The following is a 16290-nucleotide window of genomic DNA, read 5'->3' on the forward strand; positions in this document are numbered from 1 at the left end:
CCAAGCTGTCTTTTGGATAAGAGCTAGCTTTGTTCAGAAGCATAGAAAAATAATCTGTTTCTTTCGGAAATGAAGCAGACCATGTATTATTTTTTTTAGTAATAAAAATATCTTCTGAGGATTTATTAGAGGTTTCAAATGCTATTGGAGTTCCGTAAATAACAGTTCGATCTCCTTTTTTAATATAAAAATCCTTTCGTTCTTCGTTTTCGGCAATGACTATATGTAAATAGGTATTTCCTTTTATAGTGTCTTTAATTTTATACTGAGCTCTCGGAATATATTCTTTAAGTTGTAGGTTTATTTTCTTATTGTCAAAAGAATAGCTTTTGTTAATTCGATTGAAGCCAATTTCACTCATGTACATCGGTTGGCTAATAAAATCTTGATTAATACTTCCGTTATTGGCTTTAACTTGTAAATAGCTATCTATAGAAATCATTCTGTTATTGGCAGAAGATTCTTTAATGGTTAGTAAAGCTTCGTATCCTCTGTATCTCGTTATGCCCGATCCAAGAATGATAATGATAAAAGCGATATGAAATAAGAAAATTGGAGCTTTCTCAACACTAAAAAGATTGTACTTAGCAATGTTGCCTATGAAGTTGATTGCTAAGAGCAGTAGTAAGATTTCGAACCATTTAGCATTGTATACAAGTGCTTTTGCTGTCTCCGTATTGTAATCATTTTCTACAAAGGTTGCTATTGCCATAGATGTTGCAAAAACCAATAATAATAGGGCGCTTGTTCGATTCGAAAAAAGTAATTTTAATAGTAGTTTCAATTGGTATTCCTTTTTACAATTTCTTTTACATTATATCTTGATTAAAAAAATATAAGTATTTCTTGATATGGCTATTCTTGCATTCCAAGATTTACCCAAGTCTTGATAGTTTCGATAACGCAACTATCGATTTTAGTCTCCTTTCTATATGGCATTGCAATATATCCTTGAGCATGAGTAATAGAACCAATTAATTGTCCGCTTTCTCCCATTTTTTTTAAACTTGGATAATCAAAAATTTTAACTCTCGATGCTTTTTCTTTGTAAACATCTGCTGCATGGCATTTAAAACATTGTACTTCTATAATAGAAGCTATGTGTTCTTTGTAGGTAATGTTTTCTGGTATATCGCAAACTTCTTTGGGTTCTCCTTTACAAGAGTTCAGTAATAGAAATAATACTGAAACCGAAGCATATTGTGCTAGATTTGTTGGACTCATCTTTTTTATTTTTATTATTTCTAATTGAGTTTTTAACTACTTTGAGGTATACTTGTTTTTTATTTTTAACCATTCTTCTTCACTTAGAGGTAGGTGCTTCTTTTTGTCCGAAAATGGGTCAATACCTCCTTTGAGGTACGCTTGAATTTGCTGAAGCGGAATAGTATCTTTTATTTTTTCTGCTACCTCATAAATGTGATTACCATGAAAGTCATGACATTGTAAACAAGTGCTCCATTGTTTTTCGGCTATTAAGGTTTCATGAGGAACATCAATAGGGTCGTTTTTTACTTCTAAATCATAATGACAATTCATACAGAAGTTGGCATTCGCAAGAAATACTCTAGTTTCATTATGTTCTCTATGACATGTTTCGCATTCTGTAGCATTAATATTAGCTATTGCTTCTTTGAACCTAGGTTCTAGAAACCGATGTGTTGGATGGCGGTCATTGGGTCTATCATGACATTCTAAGCATTTTTTATTGTCTACATTTTCAGTTCCAAAATCTGCAAGTGTTTTGCGCATTCCAAAAGTGTAAGAAATGTTAGACTGTATTTGCTGTATTAGATTTCCCTTTGCATCTGTGTGGCAAGCGTTACATGATAACCCTTCATGACCTGTATTCATTGGCCCAAGACTTAGGTATTCTTCTGACTGTTTTAGTGGAAGAATGGTATAAATTATGATTCCAATACCTATTCCTATTAATGAACCAAGTCGTTGTCTTTTTCTTAATGGATTTTTACTAAACATAAACTAATCAATCCTTTATAAAGCTAATGCTAACATTGTTGGTTAGTGGGAAGCTTATGCAAGTTAAAATGTCGCCATTTGCTACTTCTTCATCGGATAACAAATGACCATCTATCATTTTTACCTCTCCTTTAATGCACTTTGCTTTGCAGCTGCTACACATTCCTGATCTACAGGAATATGGTAATAATATGTTTTCAGACATTGCTGCCTGCAATATGGTTTTATCACCAGGAACTGTTATTTCATGCTTCTTTTTTTCATCATATATGATTACGTTACTTATCAAATCCTTAGCATCACTAGAAGTGATAAAATTGGCATTAAACGCTTCAAGTTTAATTTGATTTCTTTTGATTCCATGTTCTGCTAAAATTTCTTTTGCTTTATCCATGAAACCTTGAGGGCCACACATCATGTATTTTCCACTATCATAAACTAAATTGTGTTTCGTTAGAATTTCAGTAATCAGTTCTTCGTTTAATAAATCTTGGTGATAGTTGGGTTTTTCTGAAGTGTTTTTTTCTAGTATATGCTCGATTTCTAAGCGTTTCGGGTGATTCTCTGTCAGGTCTTCTAATGCTTTCTTAAAAATGATTGATTGTTCATTTTTGTTCGCATAGATCAGTAAAATATTAGACAAAGGTTCTTTTTCTAAGACGGTTTTAATAATGGAAAATATTGGAGTAATGCCGCTCCCGCCTGCAAAGAAAATATAATGGTGTTTTGCATTTTTATCAGGTTCTATAAAGAAACTTCCAGCAGGTTTTTCAATTTCTATTTTTTGACCAGCGATTAGCTCATCACAGATATAATTAGATACTAAGCCTTTTTGAACTTTTTTTACGGTTATTCTTAGGAATTTATCTGTAAATGGATTGCTGCTAAAAGAGTATGCTCTTTTTTCAATCTTATTTTTAATAGGGATTTTGACTGTAAGAAATTGTCCTGCTTTGTATTTTATTTTATTAAAAAAATTACCTTTATTAAGAATCACACTTACAGCATCTTCCGTTTCGTGGATTATCTCTTTTACAGTTAATTGCATAATTTTTTAGTTTTTATTACTCATAATAGAATACGACCCCAATATGAAAAACTACTAGAAATGTAATGACTACAGATAGCAATACGTGTGTAACCATCCAGGATTTAAAAATCCATTCTTTTTGGCTTTTGATAATATCAAGATTTACAGTTCCTAAAATCATATTGATAAAAAATATGTAGGATAGGAGAGCAAGATATCCGTAACCAAATTCTAGTGCGTGTATATAAAAGAATATTGGAGATAATACACCAATCCATTTATGTAGCAAGGCAAAACGGATTGAGTGTTTCATCATTTTTTTTGATGTTCTGGTCAGAGTGAGTATCCATTGGAAGGCTATAAAAGCTCCAACAAATACTCCGGACCAGCGTTTATATCGTTCATCAAGTTGAAGGTCATAAAGCCATTGCCACTTTATATCTAGTGTGAATTGCAGAATATAAAGCACAAATAAAACAAACCCAATTAATAAAAAGCTGAATGATTTCTTCACTGTGGTTACGATATTTTTTAATTAGAAGCCAAACCTTCTGTCTGTTTCTTTTTGTGAGTGTCAGCAAGTAGTAATTTTTCTAAACTGTGATAAGAAGCAAGTTTTCTTACGCTATCAACAAATACATCCGCAGTTGGGAGGTAAAAGCCTTTAGAAGGCCATTTGTTCCCGATTTCAGGCTTTGTACTATCGATTTTAAAAGCAGCTATTTCTTCAAGATATGCGGTGTAAATTGCTTTCGTTCCATTTCTATAGGCGTTAATAACTCCAATTGCTTCCTTATAAGAAAGAGAGTCAGAAGGATATTGCCAAGTAGTAGCACCCATAACATCTCCTAATTTCCAATCTGTTTTTGTAGTGCTTTTATGATCGTTATGACAGTTTACGCAAGGAGCAGCAACTGCGAGATCGGCAAACATTGAAGTATATAATTTTTGGTCTTCTTCGTAAAAATGCTGAGGCTTTTGGTCAGCTTTTATTTTTTTGAAAAGTTCTGCTTGTTTTCCTTGGAATTTGTTGGAAGCGTTAATTGGAAAATCAGAGCCGAGATAGAGTCCAAGAGGAATATCGCTCTTTCTTATGTCTGAAGAAATTCCTCTTAGGAATAGTGCTGGAAGAGGCCCTGCTTCTACATCGTCATCCTGCCAGTCTTCATCAAACTTTAGCCCTTGTTTTTTTCCTGCTCCTACGATTCCTTTGGTGTATAATGTTCTTGTAATGTCATTTTCTTCTGCTACAAGGGTAAGGATATCTGCTACGGCAAATACTTTGTCGGAAGCTGAAGTATCTGCAGAGGTTTCTTCTGGAACTCCTCCACAAGATTGTGCGGTAATTAAAATATAAGATAATAATGAGAAAAATATCCCTTTTATTTTTAGATGATTCATTGTGTTGTATTTTAATGTTGGTAATTTCTGTGGTAAGTCTATGCTACTTCTCCATAGGCTGCTGTTTTCATAACCGATGCCATCACGCCGTAGGTTTCTGTCCAAGCAGCTTCTACTTCAGGAGTAAACTCGTCTCCAAGACCAACGGATAGTGTACTTAATAGTGCGGCTCCAACGGTGTCGTAGTGAGAAGATTCTACTTTGTAATCTACATGCCTTTTTCCTAAATCCTCTAAGATTGGTATAAGTCTATCTAAATTAGTAAGTCCGGCAACAGCTGAAGAAAGCATGGTCATTAACTTATTGCCTTGTCCTTTCATTGCTTCTGAATCATCTGAAGGAAATATCTTCTTTAGTTCAGGATCTAATTCAAAAAGTTTGTTGTAAAAAATTTCAGCTGCTGTTTCTGCTATTGGGACAACTTTGCTAAATGAGTTTTGTACCAATTCAATTGTGCTTTTTTCCATGATTACATTTTTAAGTGAAACTTTAGACGATGTTATTAAGTATTAATACTTAATTTTTCATTCAAATATATCTGAACATTTGAATAAACGCAAATGAGTTATATTTATTAAATTGGCTATTTCAGTATTTATTTTTCTTTTAAAATGTTTATTTATGTATATTAAATATTATTTTAACATTATTTATTGATAATTATTCAATTTTAATTTTAAAAAATGCTTAGCATGTAAAAATACGTATTTACACGTATTTTTTGATTTTTATTATAATCTTAAAATTGAAGGTTTTTTTTACAGAAATGATAAAAAGGGAGTCTTGTAAAAGAAAAAATTCTTTTTGTTAATGAGTTGTTTTTTTACTAAATCCTCTTTATGTATTGAAGAATCAAAGTTTTGTTTTTGAATTTTGATGAATCAATTGAGTTCTTTTTTTTGAATATTCTTTTTTATAGAGCATCTTTTGTTGATTTCATAATTAACAAGTTGATTCATGCAGTTAGGGACTAATTCTGAATTTAATTTAAGTAATAATACTTAATTTTGTGTTTTGAGATAATTTTAACAAAAACTCTTTATGGCGTTTAAATCTTATAAAACTACTTGTTCGTATTGTGGTGTTGGCTGTGGAATAATTGCAAAGAAAAATGCGAAAGGGGTGATTACTGTAGAAGGAGATCCGGATCATCCGGTAAACAGAGGAATGTTATGTTCTAAAGGGATGAATTTACATCATGTTGTTCAGGATAAAAGTGATAGGATTCTATACCCAAGAATGAGATGGAGTAAAGGGCATGAACTTCAAAGAGTATCCTGGGATAAAGCTTTGGATAGAGCAGTAGCCGTTTTCAATACGATCATAGATAAATATGGACCAAATAGTGTAGGGTTTTATGTTTCTGGACAATGTCTTACTGAGGAGTATTACTTGGTAAATAAACTTACAAAAGGATTTATAGGAACAAATAATATAGATACCAACTCAAGATTGTGCATGAGCTCAGCAGTTGTTGGCTATAAACAGGCATTGGGAGAAGATAGTGTCCCAATTGCATATGAAGATATAGAATTGGCAGATTGTTTTATGATAGCGGGAGCAAATCCAGCATGGTGTCATCCTATCTTATTTAGAAGAATTGAAGCTCATAAAGAACAAAATCCAAACACGAAGATTATTGTCGTAGATCCTAGGAAAACCCAATCTTGTGACATTGCGGATTTGCACTTGCAAATAGTTCCTGGTACGGATGTAGTTTTATACAATGCTATCGCAAAAAGATTGATAGATCGAAAGAAAATTGATAAAAATTTTATCGCGAATCATACAGACAATTTTAACCTTTTAAAAGAATCTATACAATCAACATCGCTAACAGAAGCTGCTAAAATATGTGGAGTATCTGTTGCGGATATTAAAAAAGCAGCTTCTTATATTAGTAATGCTAAAGGATTTATTACGCTTTGGGCAATGGGATTAAATCAGAGTTCAATAGGAGTTAATAAAAATAATGCATTATTAAACTTGTCTTTGCTTACAGGTCACATCGGAAAACCTGGATCAGGGCCTTTCTCGTTAACAGGACAACCAAATGCAATGGGTGGAAGAGAAGTAGGAGGTATGGCTAATTTATTAGCAGCTCATAAAGACTTGGCAAATAAGGAGCATAGAACTGAAGTAGCTAATTTCTGGGGAGGAAAAGAGATTTCAGAAAAGCCAGGATTAACAGCTACAGAGATGTTTGAAGCATTAGAAAGTGGAAAACTGAAAGCTGTTTGGATCGTGTGTACAAATCCGTTGGTTAGTCTTCCAAATGTAAATAAAGTTGAGAAAGCATTGAAAAATGCAAAATTTGTTGTCGTACAGGATATATCTGAGCGTTCGGAAACTTTAGAATATGCTGATTTAGTATTGCCAGCTGCTGGTTGGGCAGAAAAAGAAGGTACAATGACTAATAGTGAGCGACGTATTACATATTTAAACAAAGTGATAGACCCTCCAGGAGAAGCATTGCCTGATGCTGAGATTCTCTGGAAATTTGCACAGAGAATGGGATACAGAGGGTTTGATTATACTTCTGTAGAAGAAGTATATAAAGAACATTGTCAGCTCACCAAAGGAACTAATATTGATATTACTGGATTGAGCTACGACAGACTAAAAAATGAAGGTAGTTTTCAATGGCCAGTGCCTGAAAGTAATCATACTGGAACAGCTCGTCTTTTTGAAGATAAGAACTTTTATACAGATACTGGAAATGCAAAATTTGTCGTACCAAGGTTCACGAAACCAACTTCAGAATTGCTTACAGAAAAATTTCCTTTGATATTAACAACTGGAAGAGTACGTGACCAATGGCATACGAGAACTAAAACAGGAAAAGTAAATAGGTTGCTGACTCATATTCCGCATCCTTTTCTAGAAATAAATCAAGTAGATGCTTTTCTCAGAAAAATAAAAGATGGTGATATTGCTATCGTAGAAAGTAAAAGAGGGAAAGTACAAGTAAAGGTAAAGGTAAGTGATACAATTGGAAAAGGAGTTGTTTTTCTTCCAATGCATTGGGGTAAGGTACTAGGAAATGATTATGGTAGAGCAAATAATTTAACTACTAGTATTATTGATCCGATTTCTAAAGAACCAGATTTTAAATTCTCTGCCGTACAAGTATCTAAATTTGTAAAAGAAAAACAGAAAATATGTATCATTGGGGCTGGTACAGCAGCATATCGATTTATACAAACATATAGAGAGCATAATAAAGAAGATGATATTACGGTGTTTTCTAAAGAACCATATCCATTTTACAATAGAGTGTTGTTACCAGAATATGTAAGTGAAGAACTTAAATGGGAACAATTACAAAAAATGAGAGAAGGTAGTATGGAATCTCTTAACGTGAATTTGTCTACAAGTAATCCAATCACGCAAATTAATAGAGAAGAGAAATATCTTATAGATAGTAAAGGTGAAAAACATGAGTATGATATCGTTTTAATGGCTACTGGAAGTAGGGCGTTTGTGCCAAAAGAAGTGCCAATTCATTTGCCAGGAAGGTTTACAATGAGAGATCGTGGCGATGCTGATAAATTAAAGAAGTATCTTGATGATAGTGGATTGCCAGAAAATGAACAACATGTTACTATTGTAGGAGGAGGTTTGTTAGGATTGGAATTGGCAGCCGCGTTGCGTAAAAAAGATGTGAAAATTACTATTGTACAAAGAGGAAATAGATTAATGGAACGACAATTGGATATCATTGCCAGTCGTTTGCTTGCTGAAGATGTTCGTGAAAAAGGAATTCAAATTCATTTTGATAATGAAGTAGATACTGTATTTAATCAAGATTCTGGAGCATTGCTAGTAAATCTAAAATCAGGTAAATCATTTAGTTGTAATGCTGTAGTATATTCTATCGGTACGATCCCGAATATTGATCTTGCTAAAGCTGTTGGGATAGATTGTAGACGTGGAATTTTAGTAAATCAATATTTACAATCTAATGACCCTAATATTTTTGCAGTTGGAGAGATTGCAGAATTCGAAGGGAATTTATTTGGAATTACCGCAGCAGCAGAACAACAATCAGATATTGTAGCTAAGTATCTTTTAGGAGATTTTAGTGCTATTTATAGAGGATCTGTGTTTATGAATATCCTGAAATTTGAGGACTTAGATCTTTGTAGTATCGGTAATATAGATATGCCAAAAGATGATCCATCTTACGAAGAAGTTATCTTCATGGATGTAGGGAAACGTTTTTATAAAAAATGTATTATTAAAAATGATTGGTTGGTAGGTGCCATCCTTATGGGGGATAAAAGTGAGTTTGCAGATTTTAAAAGACTTATTGAAGAAAAAATCGAGCTTTCAGAAAAAAGAGAAGAGCTGCTTCGATCCTCGCAGCCAGATGAGCCTGTATTAGGTAAATTGATTTGTTCCTGTAGTCAAGTAGGTGAGGGTAACTTAGAAGAAGCTATAAAATCAGGATGTGAAGACTTTGCTGAACTTTGTACCAAAACAGGTGCTGGATTAGGTTGTGGGAGCTGTAAACCAGAAGTAAAAGAAGTATTGAATAATGTAATGCAATTAGCATAGTATGGAAGATTTTATGCATAGAGTAAATATCAAAGGAGGAATTTTATCACCTAGTGAATTACAGCGTATTATAATATATGCAGAAGATTTAGGACTAGACACTTTTCATTTTGGTTCTAGGCAAGATATCATATTTCCATCTAAAGATAATAAAGGAGTGTTGGTTGCTGAAAATGAATCATTTAAGTCTGGTTTTTTTGCGCCAGAAATAGAACAGAATATAAGTTGTTCTTACGTGTCAATAGATATTTTTAATTCAACAGTTTGGTTGAGAGGGACTACTTATTTGTACATTTTGGAGCAATTTCGTTATAAACCGAAATTAAAAATTAATATTTCTGACCCGCAACAACAGATGGTTTCGTTGTTTTCTGGAGATCTTAATTTTATTGCTTCTCCACATGAGGATTATTGGTATTTATTTTTAAAACTACCAGAGTGGGAGGAAGTTTTTTATCCAGTATTAATATATACTTGGGACATAGCAAAAGTTGCTCAGGAAATTGAAAAAATCTATAGAAAGGTAAATAATGTAGAAGAGTTGTTTCATTTTCTTAATGAAAGCATTGATACTAATAATAGAACCATAGAAAAACCTTTAAGTGTTAGTTTTAAACCATTCCCGTATTATGAAGGAATGAATAAAATGGGGATCAATCAGTATTGGTTAGGGTTGTATTGGAGGAATAATAAATACGATTTAAAGTTTTTAAAAGCACTATGCGAGTTTTGTATAGAATATCGTATTGGTAAGATATGTCTAACACCTTGGAAATCTTTCATTATCAAAGGAATTCCAAAAGACTGTAAATTGGCATTAGAAAAACTTTTAGGGCAATTTGGTATTAATGTTAGGCATTCTGCATTAGAGCTAAACTGGCATTTACCTGTAGGAAGCCAGAAAGCGTTGGATCTGAAGAAGTTTTTGGTCATGAATTTTGATCAAAATGATATCAGTACCTATGGGATGACTTTTACAATTAGTATGCGACGAAGACAGAAAAGGTATTTTACTTCTGTTGTTATCGAGGAAAATAAAACTCCAGATGCAGTTAAGGATTTTGTTGTTAGGCCTACTTATAATGTACTATACGCAAAGAATTTTGATCCTAATACTCGTAAATATATTGTTTACGCCCAAGATATTGATCAAATGGATTTGCCAGGCATACTCCTTGAATTGACCAAGACATATTTTCAAAATTTGGGAGAAGGAGATGATGAAAGTTTTACGGGAATTCCTGCTAAAAAAGAAAAAACAGAAATAGAAGTACATCAATGTAAACATTGCCAAACCATATATGATCCATCTATTGGAGATATGGTATCAGGGATTTCTGCAGGAACAAGTTTCTCAGAACTTCCAGAAACTTATCAATGTCCATTATGTGATGCTCCTAAAGAAGATTTCGAGAAAATGGTATTAGAAGTAGTGTGAACATTTTATATATAGAAATCTAAATGTTCCCTATAGATATACTCTTTTTTACTATCGTATTATTTATGATGAAAATCTCGGTTAGGTACGTTTATATCTTCCTGGACATATAAATCTTTGATAATTCTTACTTGACCGGAAAACTGTGCATGTCTATATCGAAGTTCTAAACTGTCTTTAGAAAGGTAAGTAATTTGAAAGTATTTATAATCTTTTTCAATATTCATTAATTCAGGAAGCTGATCACTGGTTACCTTAATGAAGTAATGCCCTTTTTTGTTTTGTGTTATTTCCCAATCAGCATTTAAGGAAGGTCCGCAATCTCTTTGAGTATCATTATTATCCTTTACAGTCATATTAGGGAGATAGGTGTTTCGGTACTTTAAAAAACATCCAGCCATATTCATTCTTGTTCCATCATTATAACGCTTGGCAATTTTCCAAGTTTTACCAGAAGTACCGGCAATCAGTGTTATTGGGTTTTCAGGGATTTGATAGGGTTCTTTAGGTTGGTCAGAACATGAACTTAATAAGGTAGAAAAAACAAATACTTGTAATAGTGTAAAATATCTATTCATTAATAAGTTTTTAAAGGTTAGTAAAAACGATTAGGAGTCAGTTTAATTAGTTATTCCAAACGATTCCTTAGTTTCATATTTATATATCAAAAATTGTTCCTGTTTTTTTAGTATAAACTACTGGTGTTTTCAAATATATCCGATTTTTTATGGCTATGTTCGTAAAAATATTTTTTACTTCTTATGAAAGCAGCTACGGTAAGGGAATTGAAAATAGAGTTGGAGAATTCTTCTCAGCAAGAATTAGTCGCTCTATGTTTACGGTTATCTAAATTCAAAAAAGAAAACAAAGAACTATTAACCTATTTGCTTTATGAAGCTTCGGATGAAAACAGTTATATTTTAGAAGTACAGAAAGAGATATCAAAAGAGTTTAGTCTTATCAATACCAAGACTTATTATTATATAAAAAAAAGTGTAAGAAAGATATTAAGAATTAGTAAGAAGTACATTAGGTATTCCGGTAAAAAGGAAACCGAAGTGGAAATACTAATTCATTTCTGTGCTGAATTACAAAATATCCAGCCATCTATTACTAATAATCGAGTACTTTTAGGTATTTATGATAGACAAATAAATAGCATTAGAAAAATTATAGCGACCTTACATGAAGATTTACAATATGATTATACTAATTTATTAGATTCTTTAGAAGATTAGGGAAGGTGATTTTGTGAGATAAAAATAGTTTTATCCTTTTATTAATCTCAAAATATAATCTAATTGGGCATCTTTACCTTGAATTAAATCTTCTACAGAAAAAGTGATTGCACGATCGGGAGGAACGCCAGAACCTCTAGGAATACTGGTATCTTTTACATAATGTTTGATTTTTTCCATAGACATGATCATTATAATTTTGGAATTTGGTAATTCATAGTATACCGGAAATTGCCCAATATGTGTATAATAACCACCTCCAGTTTCTTCGCCTACCAAAAGAACATCTGGATCATTTTTGGCCAAGAGTGCTAATGCAGAACCAGCAGAAAATGTAGTGCCACCAGCAAGAATATATGTTTTGCCCTTAAACCTATCCTTATGAGGGACCATCATTGTTTCTAAATCATCAAAATCGAGTTTCCAACCATTATATGTTGGATGTTGGTAAAACTTATCTTTTAAAAATTCTTTTTCGCCATAGGTTCTTGTAACATGGGATTTTTCTGGAACTTCTATTGAAGAGACAAAAGCACTGGTCCTTTGTTTAAATAATTTATTAGAAACATAGGAGTATAGATGTACAGAATTTGGGCGAAAACCTCCATCATTATTACGTATATCGATAATGAGGTGTTTCATTTTTTTCTTTTTGATTTCTTTAAAAAGCTGAACCAAACGAGACTTGAATGCCCTGATATCTACTCCGAAAGAATTGACAACCAAAATGGCCGTTTTAAGATCTTCTTTATAATATACAAAAGGTTCTTTGTTGTTAATATGTTTTGAAAAAAAAGCTACTTTGTCTGTTGCATTATGATAATTAGAGAAATAAGAATTTCGTTTGATGTTTCGGTGTTTTGCATTTACAAAAGATTCTGCAGGCAGTGTTACTGTTTTTGACACTCCATTAGGTTCTATGTATTGGATTATATATTCTTTTTGTAACCCATATTCATAGATGTAATATAGCCCAAATTTCAATTCGATATCTCTATATTTCCTGGTAAGATTATAACCGTCAGTAGGAGCATACTTTTTTAATGCTTCTAAAATTGTTACTGCAGATACCCCATTAATATCAGTGATTTTTGAGCCAATTGGAATTTCAAAATCATCCGTATCCACATAAAACTCTGCTTGTATAATTTTTAAAATTAAAGGAAAGTAATATTGAGTGCTTTTTACGGTATTCGGAGCAAATAACATTAAATGACCATCTCTAATTTGATCTGTAATTTGTTGCATTCTTTTAAACAAATCAATATCAGTAATCTCTTGAGATAGGGATTCTTCGGTTACATTTATTAGTGAATCATATTCGAATTCATTTATATAATCATAAAGACCAGGATGTCCTTTTTTAAGAATGTTTTTGAAAATTTTGAAATCTTCTTTAGCCTTTGTTGAGTCTATTTTTTTTTGTGCAAAAAGTGAAGTTGATAGTAGAATAAGCAGTACAATGCACCCAATGCGATTCATATGGTAAATTTAGAATATAGTATGATAAAGACACTTCTTAATAAAAGATGTGACATTTTGTTTCCCTTGAATGTAAAAATAACGAATATGAACGCTGGTTAAGTATGTTAATCAAAAAAAAACAGGTACATCCGATGCACCTGTTTTTTTTTGATTAACAATTATATCAATTTAATTTTCGTRATTGTTTTTTGATTTTTTTAATCGCAGATTCAATAGATTTTTCTGGTTCAATTACATTGTATTCTCCCCAAAATTCAGGATCGGAAAATCCTGAAGCTTCATCATTGATTACCACAGAGGACTTCAATCGTTCTTTAAACTTGAGGTTTTCATTATCCTTATTTATTCTCCAATCCGTCACTGCCATCTCTATATTTAATTTGTAAGTAGAATTAAATAATTTCTTTTTCCAGTTTACTTTGAATACCAAATCTATTTTTCCGTAGCCGTAATACCATTTACCATTTTTTTCTCTGTAATTCATGTTGTAGGTTGCAACGGTTGGATATACTTTCGCTCTGCTTGGTTTCTTTCGTACAAAGAGTTTGCTCGCCTCATCTCTGTCATCAAGATTTAAGCTGAATACTGCTTTTGTTAAAGCTAATGTTTCGGAATCAATATATAGCTTGCCATAGTAATAAAGATCTTTGATGTATGGCTTTTGTTTAAACTTTAAAACATAAATATAACGGTCGTTAATTTTGGTAGAAGTGTCAAAACTAAAGTCATAAATTTTTAAAATATCTTCGGTAAAAAGAAGGTCCGGGTTTTTCATGACATCAATAAAAAGAGTACTGGACGGTCCTCCTTGAAGTTTTAAGGTAAGTGTGTCCAATTTCTTATAGTCAGCACTTTTACGAGCTTTGTAAAGTTTCATAACATCATCTTTACTAGATGAGTATGGTTTTTTATAAACATCTACAACAGCTTCCGAAAGCGAAACATAGGTTCTACGTCTTTTAATGGTTTCTCGATAAAATGCAGTCATTATAGTATTATCATTCTGATAATTTATCCCACGCTTGCTTAAGACTGCTTTAATGAGTGCTTCAGGATCTCTCGGGTCAATATTAACTTCTGTCAATTCTGTTACCGATGCGGTTAATTTAATTTTGGTTTTGTCACCTTGAAGTGAAGAAAGAGATACAGTTTTGTCTTTATATCCTAAAAAGGAAACTGTAATACTTGTACTAGAAATGTCTTTTGGTACTTTTAATAAAAACTCTCCTTCAGCATTTGTAATTGTGGATATATTCGTTCCGTTTAACGCAACTGTAGCAGAAGCTAGTGCATCATTTGATTGTCGGTCTACTACGATTCCTTTATATTCATCATAGTTCACTCCTTCTTGAATACCTGAATCTTGAAAAAAGCTAAATGCTTGAATCTGATCAGTGTATCCTATAATTAAAAATATAGAAAGCAAAAAGGTAAAGCCTTTTTTACTTAAAAAAGTATTCTTAGTATTCATAACAAATTCGTTCAGTTAATAATTTCATTCTTAAGTCTTTGAGGGTAGAATGTTAAGAATACAATATACTAAAATAACCAATGAAATTTTATCTACAATAGTTAAAAATGCGCTAATTATTGAGCCTTTAAGATATAATCGTCGTAGTGAAATGAATGTTGATTTCTAAAAATTTGTACTATTTTAAGACTACATTCATAAAATTAGAATRATAAACTATGAATCATCCTGCATTTTAGTGATAACCGCTATGATCTCCAAACCAATTTTTTAGCTTGATATTTAGTATCTCGGTAGTAAATGGCTTGGTGATATAATCGTCTAGTCCTTTTGCGATAAAACGTTCCGCATCACCAGGTAGTGCATTAGAAGTAATCGCAATAACTGGTGGCACCTTTTTATATCCTTTTCGAATTAGTTTACAGGTCTCCACACCATCAAGTTCAGGAAGATTGATATCCATGAGTATAAGGTCATATGTGTCTTCTTCGAACATTTCAATGGCTTTTCTTCCCGTTTTGGCAACATCAGCTGTACAGCCAAGGTATTTTAGGATTTGTTTGGAAACTAGTATGTTGGTGTCAGAATCCTCTACTAACAAGATGTGTAGATTGAATTTTTGATCTTTACTTTTGTCAAAAGCTCTATCTACATTTGGAATAACAGCATCAGATATTTTGGTTTTGAAAGTAAACCAAAAGTTACTTCCTTTTCCTACCTCGCTGGTTACGCCAAGTTTTCCATTTAATAAATCAACTAGTTTTTTACTGATGGTAAGTCCTAGACCACTTCCTTCACCGACAAGGATAGCTTCATTGTGTACTTGACTAAACCTTTTAAAAAGGGATTCTTGATCTTCTTTGCTGATACCAATACCAGAATCTATAACTTCTATTTTAATAGTAAGATCATCATTTTTTCTACTTACCAAGGAGGATTTTACTGTAATGGTACCTTCGTTTGTGAATTTAACCGCATTTCCGATAAGATTGGATATAATCTGCATCAATCGTTTATCATCTGCATAAATCTGTTCTGGTAGATTATCTGCATAATCAGCGACTAGATGAATGCCTTTTGCTTTACTGTTAGCAAGAAATAAGTCGACGTTTTGATTTACTAATTTCTTGAAATTAATTCCTTTTGGAGAAAGCGTAAATTTTCCAGCTTCCATTTTAGACAGATCTAGAATCTGATTTAAAATATCTAAAAGGTTCAAAGAAGACTGATGTATTGTAGTTACATATTCCTTTTGTAGTTCATCTAAGGAAGTATTCTTAAAAAGAAGATCAATCATTCCGATTACTCCTACCATTGGAGTTCTAATCTCATGACTCATATTGGCCAAAAAATCTTGTTTAAACTTTGATGCCTGAATAATTTGTTTATTCTTTTCTTTTAATTTATCAAGATTACGACCTCCAAACATGGCAAAAAGCCCAAGGAAAAAAGGAGCTGTATCAATGATATAATGAATTGGATAATTTTTTTGCACAAAAACTATAGATTCCCAAGAGAATTCTTGTCCAAGTTTTATAATGTCAATAGAAGTGGCAAGAATGGGAAATAGACATCCAAACAATATTCCGTAAAGAGTATATTTGGCTGCTTCAGATTTTAACCATGATTTTTGATTCATAGATGGTTTTTTGACGACAATCTTATGTTAGTTAATCATCCATAAAGG

General features: G+C 32.3%; 13 protein-coding genes and 1 pseudogene. 3 read left to right on the plus strand and 11 right to left on the minus strand.

Features of this window, described 5'->3' with window-relative positions; all coding sequences use genetic code 11:
* The 7 genes and pseudogenes from GBO31_RS19360 to GBO31_RS19390 all read right to left on the minus strand — a co-directional run.
* Positions 1 to 784, minus strand: a pseudogene (locus GBO31_RS19360) (cytochrome c biogenesis protein ResB); the annotation flags it as partial.
* 71 nt (positions 785 to 855) lie between these two features.
* Positions 856 to 1224 carry a hypothetical protein gene (locus GBO31_RS19365; protein WP_219010122.1) on the minus strand — a complete coding sequence of 123 codons (369 nt, stop codon included), beginning with the start codon at positions 1222 to 1224 and terminating at the stop codon, positions 856 to 858.
* A 36-nt stretch (positions 1225 to 1260) separates the two neighbouring features.
* Complete coding sequence (locus GBO31_RS19370; RefSeq protein WP_219010123.1) at positions 1261 to 1980, minus strand: cytochrome c3 family protein; 720 nt, start codon at positions 1978 to 1980, stop codon at positions 1261 to 1263.
* Between the two features lie 7 nt (positions 1981 to 1987).
* Positions 1988 to 3028, minus strand: coding sequence for a ferredoxin--NADP reductase (locus tag GBO31_RS19375; RefSeq protein ID WP_219010124.1), 1041 nt, complete (start codon positions 3026 to 3028; stop codon positions 1988 to 1990).
* A 16-nt stretch (positions 3029 to 3044) separates the two neighbouring features.
* On the minus strand, positions 3045 to 3524 hold the full coding sequence (locus tag GBO31_RS19380; protein WP_219010125.1) for a hypothetical protein: 480 nt from the start codon (positions 3522 to 3524) through the stop codon (positions 3045 to 3047).
* Positions 3525 to 3541: 17 nt separating this feature from the next.
* Positions 3542 to 4411: a c-type heme family protein gene (locus GBO31_RS19385; RefSeq protein WP_219010126.1), complete on the minus strand. Its 870-nt coding sequence runs from the start codon at positions 4409 to 4411 to the stop codon at positions 3542 to 3544.
* 38 nt (positions 4412 to 4449) lie between these two features.
* The gene (locus GBO31_RS19390; protein WP_219010127.1) at positions 4450 to 4878 is read right to left on the minus strand and encodes a globin family protein; all 429 of its coding nucleotides are present in this window, start codon (positions 4876 to 4878) and stop codon (positions 4450 to 4452) included.
* Between the two features lie 574 nt (positions 4879 to 5452).
* On the opposite strand from GBO31_RS19390, the gene GBO31_RS19395 reads away from it, so the two are divergent.
* Positions 5453 to 8971, plus strand: coding sequence for a nitrate reductase (locus tag GBO31_RS19395; RefSeq protein ID WP_219010128.1), 3519 nt, complete (start codon positions 5453 to 5455; stop codon positions 8969 to 8971).
* 1 nt (position 8972) lies between these two features.
* A complete protein-coding gene (locus GBO31_RS19400; RefSeq protein WP_219010129.1) occupies positions 8973 to 10409 on the plus strand; it encodes a rubredoxin in 1437 nt (478 codons plus the stop codon).
* Between the two features lie 59 nt (positions 10410 to 10468).
* Here GBO31_RS19400 and GBO31_RS19405 read toward each other — a convergent pair whose 3' ends face one another.
* Positions 10469 to 10987: a lipocalin family protein gene (locus GBO31_RS19405; protein ID WP_219010130.1), complete on the minus strand. Its 519-nt coding sequence runs from the start codon at positions 10985 to 10987 to the stop codon at positions 10469 to 10471.
* Between the two features lie 183 nt (positions 10988 to 11170).
* On the opposite strand from GBO31_RS19405, the gene GBO31_RS19410 reads away from it, so the two are divergent.
* Positions 11171 to 11647, plus strand: a complete 477-nt coding sequence (locus tag GBO31_RS19410) for a hypothetical protein (protein WP_219010131.1) — start codon at positions 11171 to 11173, stop codon at positions 11645 to 11647.
* A gap of 30 nt (positions 11648 to 11677) precedes the next feature.
* Here GBO31_RS19410 and GBO31_RS19415 read toward each other — a convergent pair whose 3' ends face one another.
* The 3 genes from GBO31_RS19415 to GBO31_RS19425 form a co-directional block, all read right to left on the minus strand.
* Positions 11678 to 13129, minus strand: a complete 1452-nt coding sequence (locus GBO31_RS19415; RefSeq protein ID WP_219010132.1) for a S41 family peptidase — start codon at positions 13127 to 13129, stop codon at positions 11678 to 11680.
* 166 nt (positions 13130 to 13295) lie between these two features.
* Entirely contained in the window at positions 13296 to 14603 is a 1308-nt protein-coding gene (locus GBO31_RS19420) for a carboxypeptidase-like regulatory domain-containing protein (RefSeq protein WP_219010133.1), read from the minus strand.
* Positions 14604 to 14838: 235 nt separating this feature from the next.
* Positions 14839 to 16242, minus strand: coding sequence for an ATP-binding protein (locus tag GBO31_RS19425; protein WP_219010134.1), 1404 nt, complete (start codon positions 16240 to 16242; stop codon positions 14839 to 14841).
* Positions 16243 to 16290 lie beyond the last annotated feature (48 nt).

The organism is Aquimarina litoralis (assembly GCF_019295435.1).
Lineage (GTDB): Bacteria > Bacteroidota > Bacteroidia > Flavobacteriales > Flavobacteriaceae > Aquimarina > Aquimarina litoralis_A.